General features: G+C 59.2%; 21 protein-coding genes and 1 tRNA gene. 15 read left to right on the top strand and 7 right to left on the bottom strand.

The genetic code is table 11. The features are described 5' to 3' along the window. Positions 1–106 precede the first annotated feature (106 nt). Positions 107–1351, top strand: coding sequence for an IS256 family transposase (locus KGL31_06995; GenBank protein MDE2321650.1), 1245 nt, complete (start codon positions 107–109; stop codon positions 1349–1351). Here the strand turns inward: KGL31_06995 and KGL31_06990 are convergent. Continuing rightward, complete coding sequence (locus KGL31_06990; protein ID MDE2321649.1) at positions 1305–1760, bottom strand: hypothetical protein; 456 nt, start codon at positions 1758–1760, stop codon at positions 1305–1307. The genes KGL31_06995 and KGL31_06990 overlap by 47 nt on opposite strands. Positions 1761–1820: 60 nt before the next feature. Continuing rightward, complete coding sequence (locus tag KGL31_06985; GenBank protein MDE2321648.1) at positions 1821–2219, bottom strand: hypothetical protein; 399 nt, start codon at positions 2217–2219, stop codon at positions 1821–1823. A 469-nt stretch (positions 2220–2688) separates the two neighbouring features. Here KGL31_06985 and KGL31_06980 point away from each other — a divergent pair, with 469 nt between their 5' ends. The 12 genes from KGL31_06980 to KGL31_06925 all read left to right on the top strand — a co-directional run bounded on the left by KGL31_06980 (position 2689) and on the right by KGL31_06925 (position 14045). Next, positions 2689–3495 carry an IclR family transcriptional regulator gene (locus tag KGL31_06980; GenBank protein MDE2321647.1) on the top strand — a complete coding sequence of 269 codons (807 nt, stop codon included), beginning with the start codon at positions 2689–2691 and terminating at the stop codon, positions 3493–3495. 99 nt (positions 3496–3594) lie between these two features. After that, a complete protein-coding gene (locus KGL31_06975) occupies positions 3595–5262 on the top strand; it encodes an acyl-CoA synthetase (protein ID MDE2321646.1) in 1668 nt (555 codons plus the stop codon). A 58-nt stretch (positions 5263–5320) separates the two neighbouring features. Continuing rightward, positions 5321–5533: a YgiT-type zinc finger protein gene (locus KGL31_06970; GenBank protein ID MDE2321645.1), complete on the top strand. Its 213-nt coding sequence runs from the start codon at positions 5321–5323 to the stop codon at positions 5531–5533. 465 nt (positions 5534–5998) lie between these two features. Further along, the gene (locus KGL31_06965; GenBank protein ID MDE2321644.1) at positions 5999–6205 is read left to right on the top strand and encodes an AbrB/MazE/SpoVT family DNA-binding domain-containing protein; all 207 of its coding nucleotides are present in this window, start codon (positions 5999–6001) and stop codon (positions 6203–6205) included. Beyond that, on the top strand, positions 6202–6579 hold the full coding sequence (locus KGL31_06960) for a type II toxin-antitoxin system VapC family toxin (GenBank protein ID MDE2321643.1): 378 nt from the start codon (positions 6202–6204) through the stop codon (positions 6577–6579). The genes KGL31_06965 and KGL31_06960 overlap by 4 nt, the downstream gene beginning before the upstream one ends. A gap of 216 nt (positions 6580–6795) precedes the next feature. Then, entirely contained in the window at positions 6796–7131 is a 336-nt protein-coding gene (locus KGL31_06955; GenBank protein MDE2321642.1) for a hypothetical protein, read from the top strand. A gap of 99 nt (positions 7132–7230) precedes the next feature. After that, entirely contained in the window at positions 7231–8052 is an 822-nt protein-coding gene (locus KGL31_06950) for a formate/nitrite transporter family protein (GenBank protein ID MDE2321641.1), read from the top strand. Continuing rightward, a complete protein-coding gene (locus tag KGL31_06945) occupies positions 8039–10741 on the top strand; it encodes a cation-translocating P-type ATPase (protein ID MDE2321640.1) in 2703 nt (900 codons plus the stop codon). Before KGL31_06950 ends, KGL31_06945 begins: the two co-directional genes overlap by 14 nt. 29 nt (positions 10742–10770) lie before the next feature. Beyond that, positions 10771–11157: a DUF488 family protein gene (locus tag KGL31_06940; protein MDE2321639.1), complete on the top strand. Its 387-nt coding sequence runs from the start codon at positions 10771–10773 to the stop codon at positions 11155–11157. Beyond that, complete coding sequence (locus KGL31_06935; protein MDE2321638.1) at positions 11138–12070, top strand: U32 family peptidase; 933 nt, start codon at positions 11138–11140, stop codon at positions 12068–12070. The genes KGL31_06940 and KGL31_06935 overlap by 20 nt, the downstream gene beginning before the upstream one ends. A gap of 41 nt (positions 12071–12111) precedes the next feature. Continuing rightward, entirely contained in the window at positions 12112–13071 is a 960-nt protein-coding gene (locus KGL31_06930; GenBank protein ID MDE2321637.1) for a U32 family peptidase, read from the top strand. Then, complete coding sequence (locus KGL31_06925) at positions 13068–14045, top strand: U32 family peptidase (protein MDE2321636.1); 978 nt, start codon at positions 13068–13070, stop codon at positions 14043–14045. Before KGL31_06930 ends, KGL31_06925 begins: the two co-directional genes overlap by 4 nt. Here the strand turns inward: KGL31_06925 and KGL31_06920 are convergent. From KGL31_06920 to KGL31_06900, 5 genes are all read right to left on the bottom strand, one after another. Then, complete coding sequence (locus KGL31_06920; protein MDE2321635.1) at positions 14039–14407, bottom strand: hypothetical protein; 369 nt, start codon at positions 14405–14407, stop codon at positions 14039–14041. The two genes, KGL31_06925 and KGL31_06920, sit on opposite strands and share 7 nt — an antisense overlap. A gap of 218 nt (positions 14408–14625) precedes the next feature. Continuing rightward, the gene (locus tag KGL31_06915; protein ID MDE2321634.1) at positions 14626–15948 is read right to left on the bottom strand and encodes a nucleotide sugar dehydrogenase; all 1323 of its coding nucleotides are present in this window, start codon (positions 15946–15948) and stop codon (positions 14626–14628) included. A 96-nt stretch (positions 15949–16044) separates the two neighbouring features. Further along, positions 16045–16668, bottom strand: coding sequence for a J domain-containing protein (locus KGL31_06910; protein MDE2321633.1), 624 nt, complete (start codon positions 16666–16668; stop codon positions 16045–16047). Between the two features lie 173 nt (positions 16669–16841). Beyond that, positions 16842–17840 carry a GDP-mannose 4,6-dehydratase gene (locus KGL31_06905; GenBank protein MDE2321632.1) on the bottom strand — a complete coding sequence of 333 codons (999 nt, stop codon included), beginning with the start codon at positions 17838–17840 and terminating at the stop codon, positions 16842–16844. A gap of 129 nt (positions 17841–17969) precedes the next feature. Then, positions 17970–18056, bottom strand: a tRNA-Leu gene (locus KGL31_06900). Positions 18057–18282: 226 nt separating this feature from the next. On the opposite strand from KGL31_06900, the gene KGL31_06895 reads away from it, so the two are divergent. After that, positions 18283–18924, top strand: coding sequence for a carboxypeptidase regulatory-like domain-containing protein (locus tag KGL31_06895; GenBank protein ID MDE2321631.1), 642 nt, complete (start codon positions 18283–18285; stop codon positions 18922–18924). A gap of 133 nt (positions 18925–19057) precedes the next feature. Beyond that, the gene (gene uvrA / locus KGL31_06890) at positions 19058–21679 is read left to right on the top strand and encodes an excinuclease ABC subunit UvrA (GenBank protein ID MDE2321630.1); all 2622 of its coding nucleotides are present in this window, start codon (positions 19058–19060) and stop codon (positions 21677–21679) included. Positions 21680–21744 lie beyond the last annotated feature (65 nt).

Raw genomic sequence — 21744 nt, 5'->3', positions numbered from 1 at the left:
GAGCTATATTCAAAAGGTGTGCAAATAGGAGAAAGGCGGTGTACCCTCTCGGGTGACATTTGAACCCACCGGGCAGACACCCGGTCAACGAGAGGAGAGCACCGCCATGACGAAGCAGACCACAGAACCGACCACCGAGTCAAGGGTAACATGGGAGCACCTGGAAACTTGGGTCCGGACCAAGATGCGTGAATGGGTGCAAGATCTGCTGGAGGCCGAAGTCGATGAGCTGCTGGGCCGCCGCAAGTCGGAACGGCGACCGGTGGTCGATAGCACCCCCGGCTCCCGCAGCGGCTACGGCAAGCCCCGGCGACTGACGCTGTGTAATGGCACCGTCACGCTCCGACGACCCCGCGTCCGCGATCTGACGCAGCGTTTCGTCAGCCGCCTGCTGCCCCTGTTCGCGCGACGGACTCAGGAAGTGAATGCCCTGCTGCCGGAGCTGTATCTCCATGGCCTGGCCCTGGGTGACTTTGACCTGGCACTGCGCGGGCTGCTCGGAGACGACGCCCCGCTGTCGACCACCACCGTCGCGCGACTGAAGGAGCGGTGGCATGCGGAGTACGCGCAGTGGATGCGTCGGAGTCTCGCCGACCTCCAGGTCGTCTACCTCTGGGTGGACGGGGTCTATGTCAAAGCCGGCCTCGAAAAAGACAAGGCAGCGGTGCTGGTCGTGCTCGCTGGCCTGAGTGACGGGCGCAAGGAACTGGTGGCCGTGGTCCCCGGACATCGGGAGTCGACCGAGGGCTGGTCGGACATGCTTCGAGACTTGAAGGCGCGCGGCCTGCAGACACCCAAGCTGGTGGTGGGTGATGGGCACCTGGGGATCTGGGCGGGCCTGCGCAACGTCTTCCCTGAGGCGCAGGAGCAGCGGTGCTGGAACCATAAAATTCTCAATGCCCTCGATAAGGTGACCACCAAGCGCCAGGCCGAGGCTCGGCTGCTGCTCACGCAGATCCCGTATGCCCCGACGCAGCAGGAGGCGGAGCAGCGGAAGACGGCCTACCAGCAGTGGTGCCGACAGCAGGGGCTGGAGGCGGCGGCTGCCGTGCTCGATCGGGACTGGGAGCGGATGCTGACCTTCTATGCGTTTCCCAAGGCGCACTGGGTGCACCTGCGGACCAGCAACCCGGTCGAATCGCCCTTTTCCGCCTTGCGGCTGCGGACCGATGCGGCCAGGCGGTTCAAGAAGGTGGACAACGCCACGGCGGTCATCTGGAAGATGCTGCTGGTGGCCCAGGGGCGCTTTCAGCGACTGCACGCCCCGGAGTTGTTGCAGGAGGTGTATCACGGCGCCACCTTTGTCAATGGTGTCCGGGTGATGGAGCACGAGTGGAGGGTTGCCGCCTAACTTTTGTTTGCACACCTCTTGACAAGACCTCTGCATCATTGGAAAAGATCGCAATGATCCAAACGCGATGTTCATCAGAATCAAACATAAAATTCACACCACGTCCATAACGTTCCTGTAGAATTTTCATTTGAGGAAGAACCTGTCTGGCCTTCGTAAAGAAATCCGTGATGGCTTGACGCTCTCGCTGTGCCACCTGTTCCGCGCCTAATTGGACAGCTTCCAATGCAAGTTTTGCTTTTTTGACTTGATATTCTGCCTGATCAACGGCCCGTTGGGCTGCTTCAACTTCTGTATTGAGCACGTGCCAATGTTGAGAGCGCAGGGTCATGATCTTGGAATGCTCCAATAGTGTATCAGAATCTGTAATCGTCATTTCGATCGGTTCTTGGACCAGCGCAACTTTCATCAGATACCTCCCTGTGAATTTCTCTCAACAGCTCTTTTCACCCCCACAGCGGTCTGAGCGTTACCTAGCTGGTCGTTGCTGTTTACCATGCACGTAGTAACCCGCTTCGTTCAGGGCCTTAGAAATGGCGGCTAACTGGCCTTCGGTGGCGCCGTTGTCGTTGCCAAAGGCGAAAGCCTCTTCGCGTACTCTCTTGAGTGCCGTCTTATCCGAAGAGGCAGGCAAGGTCCACTCCTTGGGATGGCCCCCTACAAACAGAATTTGGAGTTTCCCATCCACGACATTTGCTCTCATCCGAACCGTTGCTTTCACGCTGCGTCCCTTTTGTGCACTACGTTTTTTCCCAATGAGTTTCAGCCAGTCTCGGCGGAGTACGTCGTCCGGTGTCTCGTTAAAACGCCCCCGCTCTACAATCGCTTCCCACACCACCTGAGAAATACTGATCGTCTTCTTTTTCATGGAACTCCTCCCTTCGACAAAACACCTTGTTGCCACATTGGGACGATTTGGAATAACATAACAAATATATTATCAAGTAATATTGGATGTCAAGACGATTTTGCAATACAGGTATCGTATGTCCATGCCCTGATCGCTTTGTCCGACAAGGTGCTAGGTACTGCACCCAACTAACGGCGGCGCAGCCCATGTCCTCAAAAATAACTACGTGATCCGGCCTGTCCCGGCCCGTTTCCTAGTATAATTCTACGATTGTTATCCTTCGACAAGATCACTGTGTTGCTGTGCCGGCGGTAGTGTTCTAACGGGAACCCGAAGAGGGCTCGTAATTTTTCGTTGACAAAAATAGAACGCCCTTTTATAGTCGCACCGTTTTTCTTTCCGTTTTACATCAAGTCCATGGCAACGCGATGGTAGTGCGTGCTAAGAACGTGTTGCCTTATTGTGCCGAATGGTGTGCGAGGGGTGTATGGACCATCGAAAGAAAGAAAAGACCGAATATCTTGTTCAGGCCGTCGATCGAGCGCTTGACATTCTGGAGTCATTCGATTATCAGACAGGGGAGTTAGGCGTCACGGAACTCGCCGAGAAGCTTCACCTACCCAAGAATAACGTCTTTCGGCTTCTAGCCACCCTTGAGGTTCGGGGCTATATCGAGCAGGACAAAAAAACCGCCAACTATCGCTTGGGGATCAAGCCGTTCGAGGTTGCCAACGTCTTTCTTCATCATCTCGGTTTTCGGCGCCAGGCCAGGCCGATCATCGAAGAGTTAGTGGGCCAGTGCGATGAAACCGCTTATCTTGCCGTTCTGGACGGATCGGAGGTCATCTATGTCCTTGTTCAGGACACCAGCCAGATGGTTCGAGTCGCATCGTTTCCGGGGCGACGCCTCCCGGTGTACTGCACCGCCTCGGGAAAGGCGCAACTGGCCTATGAGTCGGCCGACCGGTTGGACAGCATTCTTGAACACCAGCCGATGCGCGCACTGACCGAGCATACGATTACCGACTCCCAGGCATTCCGGGACCATCTCCGCGAGGTGGCCAGGCTCGGGTTCGCCGTTGATAATGAAGAGTATGAGCCGGGGGTACGGTGTATTGCCGCTCCCGTAAGAGACTACTCTCGAAAGGTGGTGGCCAGTATCGGCCTATCTGGCCCTGTCCCCCGGTTCTCCCTTGAGCGGATCGAACATGAACTCGCCCCGCTTGTCAGGACAGCGGCGAGTAAGCTCTCCGAACGGCTCGGTTATGAGACGACAACCGGTCTAGCCGACTGATAAAACAGGATTTGATTATCTGACTATCGAACGCCTCATCTGTCTGCTTCACCTTGCAAGAGGACATAGCAGGCGCCCTTAGACATATCAGGAGGAGAGATGGGTCAGATTCCTACCGAATACCTGCCTCCAAAAGAACTCTGGCCGCAGCGTATTTACACGCTTCCCGAGTTGGCACACCTCCCTCAGCGGTTCAACAGCACAGAGGAGTTGTTGGATAAGACAGTAGCCGCTGGTAACGGCGGCCGAACGGCGCTCTACTTCGAGGACACGCAGATCCTGTATAAGGCGTTGCTGGATCAGGTCAACAGGTTGGGGAACGGGCTCAGGCGGCTGGGAATCGAGGAGGCGGACCGGGTGGTATTGCGCCTGCCGAACATCCCGCCGGCGATCGTGGCGAACTTTGCGGTCCTGAAAATCGGCGCGGTGGTCGTGCCGACCTCCATTCTCTTTTCCAGAGCCGAGATCGCGCACATCTGCAACAGCACGGAGGCCAAGGCGATCATCGTTGCCGCCACACAGCTCCCGGAACTCGAACAGGCGCAGCCCCTGCTTGATACTGTCAGGCATGTCATTGTCGTGGGCGGCGCGCCGGAGGAGGTCGAGCGTAAGGGATATCTGAGTTACCAGTCGCTTCTGAATACGAGCGATCCGACATGCGATCCGGTACGGCGGGATCGGATGGATCTCTCAGTCCTTCTCTTCACGTCCGGAACGACGGGGCCGCCGAAGGGGACGGTCCACTTCATGGAAGAGGCGCTGATCGTCCCTGACAGCTTCGGCAAATACTGCTGGCGCGTGACAGAAGACGATGTGCTCCTCAGTCCGGCTCCCCTGGCCATGGCGGCCGGTTACTCCGTCGCGGCTGCCATCCCGTATCGATTCGGAGCAGCCCTCTCCTTGTTGCCGCGCTTTACGCCGGAGGCGGCGTTTGAGACGATCGATCGCCACGAGGTCACCATCCTTTCTGCCCTCCCAACCGCCTACCGCAAGATGCTCCAGGTACCGGATGCCCGCACGCGCTACAACCTCAGTTCGCTCAAGCTGTGCACAGGCGGCGGGGAGTCGTTGACGGCTCAGACCTATTATGACTGGAAGGCCAGGTTCGGTCTCGAGATCTTTGAGGGACTCGGGACCACGGAGCTGATGTTCGTGTTTGCCAGCTCGGCCGGGCCGAGAAAGGTCAAGCCGGGATCGATCGGCCCCGCCGTTGCCGGCTACGAGCTCAGGGTGGTCAACGAAGAGGGGAGAGATTGTCAGCCTGGCGAACCCGGTGAGTTGCTGGCCAGGGGTCCAACGGGGACCGTCTACTGGCGCGATTCGGAAGCGCAACGGCGCGTCGTAACGGACGGCTGGTGTCGCGCCGGGGATATGGTCAGCATGGACGAAGATGGTTACATCTCGTTTCTCACACGCGAGGATGACCTGATCAAGAGCTCCGGATACCGGATCGGCCCTGAAGAGATCGAAGATGTCCTGCTGACCCACACGGCCGTGGCCGATGTCGGCGTGGTCGGCCAGCCTGACCCCGTCATGGGGCAGCGGACGAAGGCCTTTGTTGTACTTAAAGCCGGTCACCAGCCTTCCGAAGCCCTCAAGGCGGAACTGATCGAGTTCTGCATAGGGAAGTTGGCCGTGTACAAACTACCGCGGGAGGTGGAGTTCGTGGATCGGATGCCCCGTGCTACCGGCCCCGGCGGCCCCGGCACCAGCAAGCTGCTCCGGCGCCTCCTCCGCCAGCGGGGGCCAGATCAGGCAAAGGCATAACGGCCTATGTGCCGTCCGCGGAGGATTGGGAGCCAGGCCCCAGGACAAGGAGACCGAAATGAAGTGCATTTACTGTCAGGGGGAGATGAAAGTCGGTGCGGCACCATTTCACGTGGATCGCAAGGGGTACCACCTGCTTCTCGACGCCATGCCGGCCTATGTATGTTTCCAATGTGGGGAGGCGTATTTTGAGAGTTCTACGGTTGATCTCATCCAGGAGGCAATCAGGAGACTCGATGACCAAACCGCAAGGCTCGCCAAGTCTGCGTGAGGCGCTCACCGAGTACAATGTCCAAACCAAGGTGCTCGGGATTTAGCGCCCCGGTGACGTCGGTGGGGTAGCTCATGGTTGGTCCTAACCGGATCAGGCTGACCAATACCGGGCAAGCGAAGTAAATTCGCTCTGGCTTCAGAAACTCCGTGATCGTAATAGGCTGGTCAGCATGCGCCATAGTTCAGCCGGCCGCCTGCGGTCGGCTGAACAGAGCTGCACGCTTCGCTCGCAGTTGGCCGCCTGCGAGGGCCGAACTACTTGTTGGACCGAACTCGATCGGGTGAGCACACTCGCCAAGCGGCTGGTCATCACGGCTCTATGAGCCAACAACACATCGGGAATCTCGCAACTACGGGGACACGCCTTCCGGTCAGACGCGCACCCGAGAGCCGCTGATCTTGACACCCGGGTTCGCCATCGATATAGTTATTGTAAAACATTATTCGTATCGATGGAGGTCGTATGGAGACGGTGACGATTTCGCCCAAATTCCAGGTCGTCATTCCAAAGCAGATTCGGGAAAAGCTAGGCCTGTCGCCCGGTCAGAAGGTGCAGGCGGTTCTGTACGGGGATCGCATCGAGCTCATCCCTGTACGCTCGATCAAGGAAATGCGGGGATTCCTTAAGGGCATCGCCACGACGGTCGAGCGTGAGACGGACCGTCCATGAATGTCGTCGACTCGAGTGCGTGGCTGGAGTATTTCGCGAATGGTTCGAACGCTTCGTTCTTCGCGCGGGCCATCGAACGGACGGAGGAGTTGCTGGTTCCATCGCTGGTGCTCTACGAGGTGTTTAAACGAGTTCTCCAGCAACGAGATGAGGGCCAGGCGCTCCAGGCGGTGGCGATGATGCAACAGGGTACCGTGGTTGATCTCGACGCTGGGCTCGCGCTACTGGCCGCTCGCATCAGCCTTGAGCGCAAGCTGCCGATGGCTGACAGCATCATTCTTGCCACAGCCCGAGCCTACGGGGCAACGGTGTGGACACAGGATGCGGATTTTAAGGGGCTGCCCGGCATCCAGTATCGGGGCCACAAGCCTTAAGGGGTTGGCGGGCTAGGCTAACACGCACATGAACCCGCTGGTCGCCGACGCACCCGCGGGTTAGCGAGGGCGTTCAGCCGACCGTCTACCGCGACTAAACTGTTTTCTGGAGTATACTCGCTCCGGCGAGCACGTTCGCCTGGCGGCTGGTCGGTTAGCGGCTCTGTTCGGTCGTATGAGTCGCGTTGTATAGTTCTCGATTAAAGAGGAGGAGCGATGCGGATATCTGGTGTAGCCTGGCTTACTTTCGTCGTCGCTGCCGCTCTTGAGGTTGGCGGTGATGCGGCAATTCGTACGGGGCTGCGCGGCAGCGGCCTGGCGTTGATTGCTGCGGGATTTACTGTTCTCGGCTGCTACGGCGTCATCGTTAACCTCGTACAGTGGGATTTCTCCCGGTTGCTGGGGGTGTATGTCGGTGTCTTTGCGATGCTGAGCGTACTATGCGGCCGCTTCGTCTTCGGAGAAAGCATTCCCCTGTCCACGTGGTTGGGGTTGGCCATCATTGTTGCAGGCGGGCTGGTGATCCAGTTCGGTGCCGACCTCAGGTGGTAAGCTGCGGCGCTTGCGGCCTCGGCAGGATTGCTTGGCCTCACAAAGCGATGGAGGCTGATGCCGAAAGGCGGCGCCGTTCCGTTGGCGGGTGCTAAGCGGATGGATAAAGAACTGCACTTCGGTGACGCCTATCCGCCGCGCGAGATTGCGCGGAAGGTCGAGGGTCTCGGTGTGGCGAAGGCGCGCACCGATTCACTCACGCTGCTCATGCTGGCTGTGCTGGCCGGCGCCTTCATCTCGTTGGGGGCGCTCTTTTTCATCGTCGTAATGACTAAATCCGCCCTTGGCTTCGGCATGATGCGGTTGTTCGGCGGCTTAAGCTTCAGTCTTGGACTGATCCTCGTCGTTGTGGGGGGCGCCGAGCTGTTCACCGGGAATAACCTCATCGCCATGGCCTGGGCGAGCAGACTGATCGGTACCCGCGAGGTCATGCGTAACTGGTTTCTGGCCTATCTGGGCAATGTGGGCGGTTGCCTGGCTACGGTGCTGCTCGTCGTGTGGGCCGACATTGCCGATCTTGGCGGAGGCGCTGTCGGCGAGACGGCTATCACTATCGCTCGCACGAAGGCCGAACTTTCAGTGATCGAGGCCTTCGCGCGCGGGGTTCTGTGCAACGCGCTGGTGTGTCTGGCGGTATGGCTCGCAATGGGCGGGCGCAGCGTGGCCGACAAGATTTTTGCGATTCTCTTTCCCATTACCGCATTCGTAGCGATGGGCTTCGAGCACTCGATCGCCAACTGGTTCTTCCTGCCCTTCGGAATCGCCTTGGATGGGGAGGGCGGGGTGTCGGTCGTCAAGGCCGCGAGAAACCTGGTCGTTGTGACCGCCGGCAACGTGGTCGGCGGAACCCTGCTGGTCGCCGGCGTCTATTGGGTGGCCTACTTACGAGGCGAGCCTCGGCCGAACGATGGGCCCTCCTGAATCCCGACGGGGGTTCGATCCTGTCCTCTGGCACACCCTCCCCAGGGAAACTGTCTTCGCTCACCTGGAATCCACACCCACCGGTCTGACAGAGGTTGAAGCGGTCCAACGGTTAGCGGAATATGGGCCGAATGAACTGCAAGCCGCCAGCCGCATCTCGCCGTGGACGATTCTTTTTGAGCAGTTCAAGAACGTGTTGATCGTCCTTCTGCTCACGGCGACGGCGCTCTCCGCCTTCCTTGGACACGGGATTGAAGCCATCGCCATTGCCGTCATTGTGCTGTTTGCCGTGCTCTTGGGTTTTGTCCAGGAATACCGGGCCGAACGCGCGACCGAGGCATTGCGCCAGATGACCGCGCCGACAGCAACCGCCCTCCGCGACAGGAAGGAAGTTGAAATCCCGGCGCGTGCCCTCGTGCCGGGTGATGTCGTCCTGTTGCGAGCAGGCGACAAAATCCCCGCCGATGTCAGATTGATTGAGGCCGTTAATTTGCATATTGAAGAAGCTGCGCTGACGGGCGAATCGGTTCCGGTGCAAAAATGCGCCGCGCCTCTCACGAGCGGTGAATTGGCCTTAGGCGACCGTATGAATATGGCCTACGTCGGGACCGCCGCGACCTATGGCCGGGCGCGCGCGGTTGTTGTTGCGACAGGCATGAATACGGAGTTCGGCAAGATTGCTCGGATGCTCCAGGCGGTCGAAACCGGCAGGACCCCGTTACAGGACAGCTTGGATAGGATCGGTCACGCGCTGGCGTGGGTCGCCTTCGTAGTCGTCGCAGCCATTGTCGCCATCGGCCTGTATCGTGGGCAACCCTTCATTGAGATGTTGATTTTCGGTATTGCGCTGGCGGTTGCCGTTGTCCCGGAGGCCCTCCCTGCTGTGGTCACGATCTCACTCGCGATCGGCGTGCAGCGGATGGTCAAGCGTCATGCGCTGATGCGCCGTCTCCCGGCAGTCGAAACGCTCGGCAGCACGTCGGTGATCTGCTCCGACAAGACCGGCACACTGACGAAAGACGAGATGACGGTCTGTACGATCTTTGTGGCCGGGAAGATGCTGGACGTTTCCGGGGCAGGCTATGAGCCGCACGGCCGGTTCTCGCGCGATGGCCTCGCCATTGAACCCTCCAGCCCGCTGACACTGCTCTTGCGCGCCGCTGCGCTTGCCTCCGACGCGCATATCGTTCACAGCGAGGCCAATGGCCGCTGGCACGTCAAAGGCGACCCGACGGAGGGCGCATTGGTTGTTGCTGCCGCCAAAGCCGGGTTGAATAAGGCCGACCTTGAGTCAGAATACCCCCGCGTGAACGAAATCCCCTTCACCTCCGAAACCAAACGCATGACCACTTTGCACAGCGAGTCAGGAGGCGTTGTAGCTTACGCCAAAGGCGCGCCGGAAATTATTCTTGATTCGTGTGTTCGGCAAGTGACGGCAGATGGGAAAATAGCCCTCGGCGCCGAGAGCCGGGAGATGATCTTGGGAACAGCCCGCCGGATGGCAAGCGAGGCATTGCGGGTTCTCGCGGTGGCTTTCAAACCAAGCGCGACACTGGAAAACGCCGAACACGACATGACATTTCTAGGCTTGGTAGGCATGATTGATCCGCCGCGCCCTGAGGCGAAGGCCGCAATTGAAACGTGCGAACAGGCCGGGATTAAGCCGGTCATGATCACCGGCGACCACCCGCTGACCGCCAAAGCGATAGCGCGCGAATTGGGATTACTCAAGACAGGCCGCATTGTGACCGGCGCAGAACTGGAGGCGATGAGCGAGGCCGAGTTTGAGCTCGAGGTCGAGAACATCGACGTCTATGCTCGCGTATCCCCGGCGCATAAGCTGCGCGTAGTCACCGCCCTGCAAAAGAAAGGTCACGTTGTTGCGATGACGGGCGACGGAGTCAATGACGCGCCCGCGCTCAGGAAGGCCGACATCGGCATCGCGATGGGCATCACCGGTACGGACGTGACCAAAGAGGCCGCCGCCATGACGCTCACTGACGACAACTTTGCTTCCATTGTTGCGGCCGTGGAAGAGGGTCGGGGCATCTTCGGTAACATCAAAAAGTATCTGATGTACCTGCTGTCATGTAACATGGGTGAAATCGTCTTGATGGCCGGAGCAACATTGTTCGGCCTGCCCCTACCGTTGACGGCCGTACAGATCCTGTATGTCAATCTTGCTACCGATGGCTTGCCCGCCTTGGCGTTGGCCGTAGACCCGTCCGAACCAGACTTGATGCGCCGCAAGCCGCGAAACCCACGCGGCGGCATCTTCACCCGGCCTGTTATTACTGTGATGATAGTGGGCGGATTGTGGTCGGCGGCCGTCAACGTGGGTCTTTTTGTATGGGCGTTGAACTCCGATCGGAGCATCGAACAGGCCATGACAATGATTTTTGTTTCACTGGTGTTGATTGAGAGCTGCAAGGCCTATAACTTCCGCTCTGACCGCCATTCAGTGTTGAATCAGCCCTTTGCCAATAGGTGGTTGAATCTGGCGACGGTATGGGGATTAGCGGCGTTAGCTGTTATTGTCTATGTGCCGTTTCTGCACAAGCCATTCAGCACGTTCAGCCTGTCGCTCGTGGATTGGGCTATCGTCGTCGTGTTGGCTTCTACGATTTCGCCTGTGCTAGAATCGGCCAAGTGGATGGCACTGCGCGGATGGTTCGGGGAAATGGATTAGGAACGAGCGGAAGGAGAGTTATCAGAGCCATGGCGATACGGGTTGTTCGACTCGGCACTCCTCGGATTCCCGGCGAGGGGCTGCGCCTGGGCACGGTTCGGCGTCCGCCGCGGGGAGTGCCCAAAAGTGAATATGCGTCACGTGACTTTTATGACGTGTGGCTGCCGGAGCTGGCGCCATCGGAGGACCTCGTCAAGATCGCGCTTCACGCTCGGGATGAGCGTGAGTGGCAGACGTTCGTCAGGCGGTACCGGGCCGAGATGAAGCGTCCTGCTGCCAGTCGGCTCCTCGGCCTCCTGGCGGCCTTTTCGCGGCACACAGCCTTTTCCGTGGGGTGCTATTGCGCAGACGAGGCCCGCTGTCACCGCTCGATCCTCAAGACGCTGCTCGAAGAGCATGGCGCGCACCCTGAATAACACGAAGCCTGCCCTCCTGGCGCCGGCGGGCAGCCTGAAGGCGGCTCAGGCGGCGTTGGAGGCCGGCGCCGACGCTATCTACGTCGGACTCGAAGGCTTCAGTCGCGGCGGACCAAGAAGCGAACTGACCTCTCTGGCGCTTCAGGACATTCTGGCGGCGGCCCATGCGCAGGGACGTCACGTGCAGGCGGCGCTCAATACCATCCCTCGCCAGGCCGAGCGACGGGACCTTGTGGACAAGGTCGGAGAGCTGACCGACTGGGGGATCGATGGCGTCATCGTAAACGATGTCGGCCTTCTGGCCGAGCTCCGCAGCCGGTACCCGCGGCTTGGCATTACGGCCAGCATCGGCTGCGCCGTCATGAATGAGGCCGATGCCGCCTTTTACCGCGACTTGGGGGCCGACGCGGTCGTCCTCCCAGGCACCGTGATGCCTGATGAGATCGCTGCCTTCGCGCAGGTTCCCGACGTGAGGATCGAGGCGATGATCCACATGGTGGACGAGTTTATCCTGTTAGGTAAATGCTGGATGCCAAGCTACTATCGACTGAATTCCGCTCCGTCGGCAGCACAACCTAAAGGCGGAAGTCGCCTGATGGGGAGCGTGAAGCGGGGAGGCGCCGGGGTCTGCTTCAAGATCTGTGAGCAGCCCTGGGAGCTGTACCGGGGCGAGCGATGCGTAGCTACACGGCTTTTGCCAAGCCGTCAGATCAGCGCAATCAATTACCTGGCCGATATCCTCAATGCCGGCGTCGATGTTGTCAAGCTCCAGGGCAGGAGTCTCCCACCCGAACTGCTCGCGCCGCTCGTACGGCGCTATCGGTTCGTAATCGATGCCTGGATGGCGGGAGAGCCCTTGCCGGCCTTTACAGAGCCTTGCCTGGAACCTTCCTGGACGGTGACGCGCCGGTGACCTGTCTGCCGTCAGGCAGGGGTCAGGATGAAGGAGGGATAGTGGCGCAGGCGTTTGAGCTGAATACGACTATCTCGAATCTGCGGGACCTCACCGCGTCGGATTTGAGCCCCTACGATGCCGTCTACCTTGGCAACGTCACCTGCCGGCTGTACGAGGGTAACCTCCTGGAGCGCCTCCATGACCTGCGGGAGGCGATTGCGATCGTGAAGGGCCGAGGGCAGAAGGCATACGTCAGTACCTATGCCGCGCCGCGCAACGACACGCTGCCGCAACTCCGAAAGGTTGTGGCAGTGGCCGTGGAGAACGGGGCGGACGCCGTGGAGGTCCATAACCTCGGAGTCATGAAGATTATCCACGAGGCGCATCCCGATCTTGCTATCCACATCGGCGGCTTCGCGAATGTTTATACCGACATTGGAGCTCTGGTCTTGAAGCGATACGGCGCGGTCCGCATTACGCCCAACTACGAGCTGAGCCTGGAGGAGATTGGCGAGATCTACCGCCAGGTTGGACTGCCGATGGAGCTGCTGGTCCATGGCAAGATGCCGCTCGGCATTTCAGACTACTGTTGGCTTTTGGAATATGAGCAGGCATGGGGGATGACATGCCCGACCCTTTGTCGCCAGGACCTTTTCCTGAAACAGGGCGATTGGGCGATGAAATCGATCGGCAAGGGGGTCATGAGCGGGAAGGATGTATGCCTGCTGGAGCACCTGAAGCGACTGATGACCGAGGGACACGCCTGCTTTCGGATCGAGGCGGCGACCGAGAGTCCTGCCTACCGCCTGGAGATCGGCCGGATCTACCGCGAGGCCCTGGAGGCTGCCTTGGCGGGAAGGGACGGTCTGAAAGGGCGATGGTGGGACACGATCAGACGCCATGCGCGAATCGGCCTGTGCAATGGCTTTTACTTTGGCACATCGGGAATGGCCTATCATGGTGTGAGGTACCCGAGTGCGGACACTGCGGAGGTAGAGCGGAGCGGGGTGGGACAATGATTGAGCTGCTGGCTCCCGCCGGCAATCTGGAGATGGCGGCGGAAGTCTTATGGGCCGGCGCCAATGCGATCTATGTGGGACCGCGAGGCTGGAGCCGGCGCCGCGACACCTTTGAGATGGAAGACGAGGCTGTCCGTGAGACGATTCGGCTTGCCCATGATGGCGATGCCAAGCTCCGGGTGGCCTGCAATACGCACATGCAATCCAAAGAGATTCCGGCGCTGCTCAGCCGAATGGAGCGCTTCGTTACGGACGGTGTTGATGGCGCCATCATGGCCGACATCGGCGCGATCGCGGCCGTGCATCGGCGCTTTCCCGAGCTGCCCCTCCATGCAAGCATCGGGGCCAACATCCTGAACGACGCCGACGTGGCCTTCTACCGGGAGATCGGTGCCTGCCAGGTTGTGGCCGACACCAAGCTGACCTTGTGGGAGCTGCTTTCCAGACAGGCGCAACTCGATGTCGGGATCGAGGTCTTGATTCATGCGAACGCCTGCCATACTTATCTTGGCAAGTGCTGGATGTCGCCATACGCCCGGCTGGAGCGTACGATCGACGAGGCGGGTAAGGACCTCTTCAAGGGGAGTCCGAACCGGGGCGGCCTTGACTACCGCGTCTGTCTGGAGACCTGGCAGCTTTACAGCGGCGACATTAAATGGGAAGACCGCGTAGCGCTTAAGAACGAGGCGTTCTTCCTGCTGGAGGATATCCCGAGCCTGATCGATCTGGGTGTTCGGTGTATGAAAATCCAGGGCCGCGAGTATACCACAGCGCTCATGGGAAACATTGTCAGGTTCTATCGTACGCTACTTGACGCCTATGTGGCTCGCGGCCCAGGCGAGCCGTTTGACCTCGAACCATGGAAGGCGCGCTTAGCCACGATCCAGTTCGAGCGGGATAGGCAGCGCCACGCGGGGACTCTGGCCTTGCTGGCGGAGGCCAAGGCTCCTGTCGCCAGCGCTCACCGTCAGTGAGCACCGGCGTCGGCGGGGGCCGCTGCAGCAGGGGCTGGCGTAGCGGCTGGTACCGATACCGCAGCAGGGGTCGGCGCGCCGGAAGCTGGTGGCGCTGCCGCAGCCGGCTTTTCTTCTACCACAGGCGCCGGTACGGCTTTTTTGACCGACAGTTGCCACCGGGCTAACCCATCCAGGATCTTCTTTGGTGCGGCGACGGTAAAACCCTGGCTGGTGGCCCATTGCTGTATCTCTCCTGCGAGCGATTGCTCAGGCACGACGATCACCAGCTCGTCGTCTGCTGCCAACTCCTGCAGCGCACGCTTAGCCGTTGGCAGTCGGTAGTTCTTCATCTCTCCTAGCAACTGTAAGAATCGTTTCATCGCTGTCAGCTATCCTCCTTGGCGTCCCATTGAGAAGACGGCGCCGTCCACAGACTACCAAAAAGTAAAAGCGCGAGTCAACGCAGCGTTTTCGATTGTATCAAGCCAAGTTAGAAATGTCTGTAGCTTTACTCATATGAAAGCTTCAATAAAATGCTGTGACCCTGCCCCCTCAGTAGCTTGCCGGGTCCACGACGTGGTCCGCGATCACCAGTCGGTTACGCCTTAATGATCTTGTCGAGAGGAATTCCTTTGAAGGCGTTTCGAGTATCCACGATGAGCTTGGCGTGGCAACGAATCAGGTCAAGATCAAAGGCTGTATGATTGGTCACAAGGATTACGGCGTCCTCGGCCTCAAGAGTTTCGGCCGTTAAGGGCAGGGAGGTCAGATCTAGGTCGGGATAGTGACGGTGGCCGTAGCACCGGGGGACGTGGGGATCCGAGTAATTCACCCTGGCTCCCTGTTGCCGCAGCAGCGTCAGGATCTCTAAGGCCGGGCTTTCCCGCTGATCGTCGATATCCTTCTTGTACGCCACCCCCAGGACCAGAATACTGGCGTTATTCAGTGACTTGCTTTTTCTGTTCAGCGCCTCGGCGACCTTTCCCACCACCCAGCCCGGCATGGCATGGTTGGTCTCGCCGGCCAACTCGATAAAGTGGGTGGCCATGCCATACTCGCGGGCTTTCCATGTGAGATAAAAGGGATCGATAGGGATGCAGTGGCCTCCCAAACCCGGTCCCGGATAGAATGGCTGAAAGCCAAAAGGCTTGGTGGCAGCGGCGTCGATGACCTCCCAGATGTCGATTCCCATGCGGTCTGAGAGCATCTTGAGCTCGTTCACCAATGCGATGTTCACTGCCCGGTAGATATTCTCCAGGAGTTTAGCCATTTCGGCCACCCCGGGAGAGGCGACGCGCACCACGGTGGGTACAATCGTTCTGTAGAGCGCCTCGCCTAGTTCCCCACAGGCATTCGACACCCCCCCGAGGACCTTGGGGATGGTGGCCAATCCGAAGCGCGCATTGCCCGGGTCTTCTCGCTCAGGCGAGAAGACGAGGAAGAAGTCTTCTCCGACTCTCAGCCCCTTCGCCTCGAGCCGCGGCAGCACGAGCTCCTCAGTGGTGCCCGGGTAGGTAGTGCTCTCCAGGCAGATGAGCTGGCCGACCCGCAGGGTCCGGGCAATGGCGTCGGTGGTCTGCGTCACGTACTGCAGGTCGGGGTTTCGATGGCGCGTCAACGGCGTTGGGACACAGACGACAAGCGCATCGGCCTCTTCAAGGCGATCGAAGTTGGTGGTGGCTTCAAACCGACCCGAGCGGACCAGGGAGGCTACCCGGTCGGATGGGAGGTGCTGAATGTAGCTCTCGCCTGCGGTGAGCCGCTTGACTTTGTGGGGGTCGATGTCGAACCCCAGAACTCGGAAGCCCACCTCCCAGAAGCGCAAGACAGCCGGCAGCCCGACATACCCCAGGCCGATGATGCCGACCGTGTAGTCTCGCCGCGCAATGCGTTCCTTCAAAAGCGAGATGTGTGATGCCATCATGTCTCCTTTCGCTTCATAACACGACGGCCATCACTGGCGTCGTGAAGGCCAAGGGGCTGTGCCAGGCGTTCACTAGGTATTGTCGGGTACGGACTACCATGACCAGAGTAGCACTCCGACAATGAGACCGGCAATGGCGATTGCTCCGAGCGCTACGGCTCTTATGAATCTCGAACGGGAGCTGACTGCTGAAGCCGAATTGACGTCGCCAAGGGAAGAAATGGAATGACTGCCTCCAGGTGCTCCACATATGCCTCTCATACCCGCTCGTCGCTGGTTATCATATGCTCGCCGCTTCTCCGGATCCTTGAGGACCGCATATGCCTCATTGAGCTTCCGGCACTGCTCCGCGATCCATCCCGTCGGATCTTCATAATGGTCAGGATGATACATCCGCATCTTTTCGATCCATTTCTCATGAATCTCTTCAGGGGATGCATCCTGATCCAGATCGAGGACTGCATAGTAATCCGTATTTGAAGAGATGTTCAGGGAGGTGAGCAGAAATTCAGCCTTCTGGACCAGATGGCGGACATCGAGATGCTGGCGGCACGCCTCTTCACGAAGGTCGGCATAGAACGGGGACTTCACCCCCTTTCTGATATCCAGGAGGACGCTGGTGAGTTCCTTCCTGTCAGGACAGAGAGGGGCGAGATCTGGGAGCGGATCCGGCTGGGCAAGTCTGGCAATGATGTCCTTAATTCTGAGCTCAGCCATCGTACAGTGACTGGAAAATCATCTGAATAGTGGAGATCTTGTGCGCCAGGAATACTTCTTCGAAGGTGTTGAAAACTTATCCAGAAAGTGGTTGAGTATGGTCCAGAACAGCACGGCGTAGGCCAGAACTCTCAGGAACCCTTCACAGTCGGAGAGGGGCATAGGGTCACACTTTACCCCGTTTGCACATGCATGGCCCATGCGCGGTTGGCGTGATACCAGTGGACCAGCGCGGCCAGGCCGTCCTGGAATGTCGATTCCGGCTTCCAGCCCAGCAATTGCCTGGCCTTACTGATCTCCGCCCACGTGGCCTGTACGTCAGCCAGATGACGGGGGGTGTACGTGATCTCCGCCTTCTTCCCGACCAATCCCTCAACAAGTCGGAGGGCCTCGATCAGGACGATCGGCGTGTCAGAGCCCAGATTGATGATCTCATACCCCAGCGGCTTGAGACCGGCGATCGTCCCTCTCGCGATATCATCCACAAAGGTGAAATCTCGGGACTGCCGGCCATCGCCATACACCATCACGGGATGCCCTTCGCTAATCCACTGGACGAAACGGAAGAGACTCATGTCGGGTCGTCCGGCGGGACCGTAGACGGTAAAATATCGTAAGATGGTCATATCGATTCCGTACAAATAATGATAGGTATAGCAGAGCGTTTCGGCGGCCTTTTTGGAGGCAGCGTAGGGCGAGAGGGGGGCGTCGGTGTTGGCGTCTTCCCGATAAGGTAAGGGATTATTCTGGCCGTACAGACTGGAGGTGGAGGCGAGGACAAATTTGTGAACGCCGCGGGTAAGGCACAGGTCCAACAGGTTGAGCGTCCCGGTGACGTTGGTCTCGTAGTACATCCAGGGATCTTCAACGGATTGGCGTACGCCGGCGCGGGCAGCCAAGTTGATAATCGCCGCTGGACTGTGGTCATGAGGTCCAAATTCTGACGCAAAGAGCGTGTTCAGGGCCGCGCGGTTGCTGATGTCGACCTGGTGAAATCGGAAGGTGGGATGGTGGAGGATCTGCTCCAGACGCCGCCGTTTGAGCCGGACATCATAGGCGTCGTTGAGGTTGTCGATTCCGACAACGAGGTGGCCGGCCTGGAGGAGCAGTTCGGCGACCTTGCAGCCAATGAAACCGGCACAGCCGGTAAGAAGAATGGTGCTTGTATTCATCGAACCTGTACCTGGCCCAGGAGGTGTGGCTCAGTAGGTCTTCGACATCTGCGGAAAGGTCGGTCTTGTCACACGCTAGGGGTCTATCCCTACGCCAGTCACGGAGTGTGTCATACAGTAGATAAGACGTGGTGCCGAAGGGGGGACTCGAACCCCCACGGGTGTAACCCCACCGCCCCCTCAAGACGGCGTGTCTACCAGTTCCACCACTTCGGCCCGCTGTATAATGGCAACGGCGGCCGTTATCTGTCAATGAAAATATCGACGGCAAGAGCCTGGTTCAGACCCTTGAATCCTCCGGCCTCTCTCGGTATAGTCATGGGTGTCCAATGAACCGTAGAAGGGACTTGAGAACCGTTCGGGAAGGGATACAAAGCGTCGGTTCGGGTTCAGGGGTGAGCCTGGAAGATGAGACGGAGGCGGAATGAGGAGACGCTGGTGGATGGGTGTTGGATGGGTACCGCTCCTGTGCCTGGTGCTTGTTGCGGTCGGATGCGCAACGGCCCGGGTCACGGAGCAAAGAGTCGTCAGTGGTCGGATTACCGATCAACAGGGCCGACCCGTGCCGAGGACGCCCGTACTGGTGGTAGGTCGGCAACTCGAACTGACCACGAAGTTTGATTATACACAGCTCGACCGTCGGGAGCTGAAAGTCCTGACTACCGACGACGGCCGGTACAGGGCTGAGTTCGTTCCCGGCGAACTCGGAAATAACCTCTACCTGTTTTTCTATGCCGAAGAGGGGTTCGACGGCGTCCGGTTCCAGAAGCCGGAAGGGGTCAACATTACTAAGCGGCTGAAGGAGGCTGGAGAGCTAAATTTCGATCAGGTGCTCCTCGACCATCCGCGGTGGAAGGAAGTGCAACAGCAGATTGCGCGCTACGGCGCCGATTCGATGAAAGGCAAGGTTCTTCGTCAACTGGGCCTTCCAGAGCGGATAGACAGCGGGATCGGCGACCAGCCCGCCGAGACATGGTGGTATTACAGTAAGGGGATTAGTTACCACTTTGTTGGGCCTGCCCTCGAAGGGTCGTATACCTTCCAACCTATCCAAGGTGTGTTGCCGCTTCCCGCTACGAAGTAGCGTAGGTAACCTCTTCTGCTCTGCCACCTTGCTAGGCTATAAAAATCAGTTATAATAAAAATTTAGGTCTCTTTCAGAATCCCGTCATGAGCCTCTTTCCAGGCTTAAACAATCTACAGGGGTTGGTCACGTTATGGCAAGCGATAAGATTCTGATCCGTGGCGCAAGGGAGCACAACCTTCAGTCGATCAACCTGGAGATCCCTCGGGACAAACTTGTGGTCATTACCGGCGTGTCCGGCTCCGGAAAGTCGTCGCTGGCCTTCGACACCATCTATGCCGAGGGGCAACGCCGCTATGTCGAGTCGCTCTCTACCTACGCCCGTCAGTTTCTGGAGCAGATGGACAAACCGGACGTGGATCTGATCGAAGGTCTCTCGCCGGCGATCTCCATCGAACAGAAGACCACCAGCAAAAACCCCCGTTCGACCGTCGCGACAGTGACGGAGATCTACGATTACCTTCGCCTCCTGTTTGCTAGAGTCGGGAAGCCGCACTGCTACGCCTGCGGCAAGCCGATCGCATCCCAGACGGTACAGCAGATTGTGGACCAAGTGCTGGCGCGGCCGGATGGCAGCAAGTTCCAGGTGCTGGCCCCGGTCGTGCGAGGGCGGAAGGGGGAGTATCGCCAGGTTTTTGCCGACCTGCGCCGGCAGGGGTTCGTCCGCGTCCGCGTGGACGGCAAGCTGCGCGAGCTTGAGGAGTCGATCGATCTGGACAAAAACAAGAAGCATACGATCGAGGTCGTGGTGGATCGGCTCATCCTGAAGGCGGATATTCGAAAACGTCTGGCCGATTCGCTCGAGACCGCGCTCAAGCTCAGCGAGGGGATTGTGGTCGTCAATCTCCTTGATCCGCCGAAGGATCTGGTCTTCTCCGAGCGGCTGGCCTGCATCGACTGCGGTGTCAGCTATCCGGAGGTCAGCCCCCGCATTTTCTCCTTCAATAATCCACACGGCGCCTGTCCCACCTGCGACGGCCTGGGCACAAAGCTGGACGGACGGATGGACGATCTGCCCGGCATCCTGGAGCCGTGGCATGGGGGTCCGAACATTCACTATCTGGACCGCCGCTACAAGGAGACCTCGTCCTCCAAGGTGCGGGAGGAGATTGAGAACTACGTCAAGCGGTTGGCCAGTATCCGTCCATGCCCGACGTGCCAGGGGGCGCGCCTGCGGCGGGAGTCGCTGGCCATTAAGATAGACGGTAAGTCGATCGCGGACGTGACGCGGTATTCGGTCAAGGCGGGGCTTCGCTTCTTCCAAGAGCTGCAGCTCAGCGAGAAAGACCGCGAGATCGCCCGCCGCATCCTGAAGGAGTTGCGGGAGCGTCTGACGTTCCTCGTCAACGTCGGCCTCGACTACCTGACACTGGACCGGACAGCGGCGACCCTGGCCGGCGGAGAGGCGCAGCGGATCCGCTTGGCGACGCAGATCGGCAGCTCGCTGGTCGGTGTCCTGTATATCCTGGACGAGCCCAGCATCGGCTTGCATCAACGGGATAATGTCCGCCTCCTGGATACCTTGAAGCGGCTCCGCGATCTGGGGAACACAGTCCTGGTCGTCGAGCACGACGAGGAGACGATCCGCCTCGCCGACTATGTCATCGACCTGGGGCCGGGGGCGGGAGTTTCCGGCGGGCGGGTCGTCGCGTGCGGCAGCCCCCGCGATATCATCAAACATAAGAGCTCGCTGACCGGTCAGTACCTGTCTGGACGCCTGACGATCCCTGTTCCTACTATTCGACGGCGGGGGAACGGTCTTGTCCTCACCATCGTCGGGGCGCGAGAACATAACCTTAAGAACATCGAGGTGGAGATCCCCCTGGGGGTCTTGACCTGCGTGACCGGCGTGTCCGGTTCCGGCAAGAGCACCCTGGTGAACGAGATCCTCCGGCGGGCGCTCGATCGCCACCTCTACGGCTCCCGGGAGCGACCTGGGGCGCACGACAAGATTCTCGGTATGGAGCAAATCGACAAGGTGATCGATATCGATCAGTCGCCCATCGGCCGTACCCCACGCAGCAACCCGGCTACCTACACTGGTGTCTTCAGTTTCATCAGGGAGCTGTACGCGCTGGTTCCGGAATCGCGTATCCGGGGCTACAAACCGGGCCGCTTCAGCTTCAACGTCAAGGGCGGCCGATGCGAGGCCTGCCAGGGCGACGGACTGATCCAGATCGAGATGCACTTCCTCCCCGACGTCCACGTGACCTGTGATGTCTGTAAGGGGGCTCGATACGACCGCGAGACGCTGGAGATCACCTACAAGGGTAAGAGTATTGCCGACGTCTTAGACATGACGGTTGAGGAGGCGCTCCGCTTCTTCGAGCCTGTCCCAAGGATCAAAGAGAAACTCCAGACCCTGTTTGACGTGGGTCTGGGTTACATCAAGCTGGGCCAGTCGGCCACGACGCTGTCGGGCGGTGAGGCGCAGCGGGTCAAGCTGTCTCGGGAACTCAGCAAACGGGGGACGGGCCAGACGCTGTATATCCTGGATGAGCCGACCACCGGGCTGCACTTCCACGATATCAGTCAGCTCCTGGAGGTCCTGCACCGCCTGACCGATGTCGGCAACACTGTCCTGGTGATTGAGCACAACCTGGAGGTCATCAAGACGGCGGACTGGATTATCGACCTGGGTCCGGAGGGCGGAGACGACGGGGGACAGGTCGTCGTGGCCGGACGTCCGGAGGAGGTGGCGACCCATCCGACCTCATACACCGGCCAGTTTCTCAAGAAAACTCTGGATCGCTGAAGAGTGCCTGAGCTTGATGACTTCAGCCGGAAACGCTTGACGCCCTCGGATGATCGCAATAGTAT

It is taken from the genome of Candidatus Methylomirabilota bacterium (assembly GCA_028870115.1).
Lineage (GTDB): Bacteria > Methylomirabilota > Methylomirabilia > Methylomirabilales > Methylomirabilaceae > Methylomirabilis.
This window is presented reverse-complemented; position numbering and strand designations above follow the sequence as displayed.

What these genes read in the sequence shown, in the direction of transcription:
- KGL31_06920 (MDE2321635.1), bottom strand. Translation starts at nt 14,407, where the DNA reads ATGAAACGATTCTTACAGTTGCTAGGAGAGATGAAGAACTACCGACTG.
- KGL31_06895 (MDE2321631.1), top strand. Translation starts at nt 18,283, where the DNA reads ATGGGTGTTGGATGGGTACCGCTCCTGTGCCTGGTGCTTGTTGCGGTC.
- KGL31_06925 (MDE2321636.1), top strand. Translation starts at nt 13,068, where the DNA reads ATGATTGAGCTGCTGGCTCCCGCCGGCAATCTGGAGATGGCGGCGGAA.
- KGL31_06910 (MDE2321633.1), bottom strand. Translation starts at nt 16,668, where the DNA reads ATGGCTGAGCTCAGAATTAAGGACATCATTGCCAGACTTGCCCAGCCG.
- uvrA (MDE2321630.1), top strand. Translation starts at nt 19,058, where the DNA reads ATGGCAAGCGATAAGATTCTGATCCGTGGCGCAAGGGAGCACAACCTT.
- KGL31_06915 (MDE2321634.1), bottom strand. Translation starts at nt 15,948, where the DNA reads ATGGCATCACACATCTCGCTTTTGAAGGAACGCATTGCGCGGCGAGAC.
- KGL31_06995 (MDE2321650.1), top strand. Translation starts at nt 107, where the DNA reads ATGACGAAGCAGACCACAGAACCGACCACCGAGTCAAGGGTAACATGG.
- KGL31_06940 (MDE2321639.1), top strand. Translation starts at nt 10,771, where the DNA reads ATGGCGATACGGGTTGTTCGACTCGGCACTCCTCGGATTCCCGGCGAG.
- KGL31_06975 (MDE2321646.1), top strand. Translation starts at nt 3,595, where the DNA reads ATGGGTCAGATTCCTACCGAATACCTGCCTCCAAAAGAACTCTGGCCG.
- KGL31_06985 (MDE2321648.1), bottom strand. Translation starts at nt 2,219, where the DNA reads ATGAAAAAGAAGACGATCAGTATTTCTCAGGTGGTGTGGGAAGCGATT.
- KGL31_06905 (MDE2321632.1), bottom strand. Translation starts at nt 17,840, where the DNA reads ATGAATACAAGCACCATTCTTCTTACCGGCTGTGCCGGTTTCATTGGC.
- KGL31_06980 (MDE2321647.1), top strand. Translation starts at nt 2,689, where the DNA reads ATGGACCATCGAAAGAAAGAAAAGACCGAATATCTTGTTCAGGCCGTC.
- KGL31_06970 (MDE2321645.1), top strand. Translation starts at nt 5,321, where the DNA reads ATGAAGTGCATTTACTGTCAGGGGGAGATGAAAGTCGGTGCGGCACCA.
- KGL31_06990 (MDE2321649.1), bottom strand. Translation starts at nt 1,760, where the DNA reads ATGAAAGTTGCGCTGGTCCAAGAACCGATCGAAATGACGATTACAGAT.
- KGL31_06965 (MDE2321644.1), top strand. Translation starts at nt 5,999, where the DNA reads ATGGAGACGGTGACGATTTCGCCCAAATTCCAGGTCGTCATTCCAAAG.
- KGL31_06955 (MDE2321642.1), top strand. Translation starts at nt 6,796, where the DNA reads ATGCGGATATCTGGTGTAGCCTGGCTTACTTTCGTCGTCGCTGCCGCT.
- KGL31_06945 (MDE2321640.1), top strand. Translation starts at nt 8,039, where the DNA reads ATGGGCCCTCCTGAATCCCGACGGGGGTTCGATCCTGTCCTCTGGCAC.
- KGL31_06960 (MDE2321643.1), top strand. Translation starts at nt 6,202, where the DNA reads ATGAATGTCGTCGACTCGAGTGCGTGGCTGGAGTATTTCGCGAATGGT.
- KGL31_06935 (MDE2321638.1), top strand. Translation starts at nt 11,138, where the DNA reads ATGGCGCGCACCCTGAATAACACGAAGCCTGCCCTCCTGGCGCCGGCG.
- KGL31_06950 (MDE2321641.1), top strand. Translation starts at nt 7,231, where the DNA reads ATGGATAAAGAACTGCACTTCGGTGACGCCTATCCGCCGCGCGAGATT.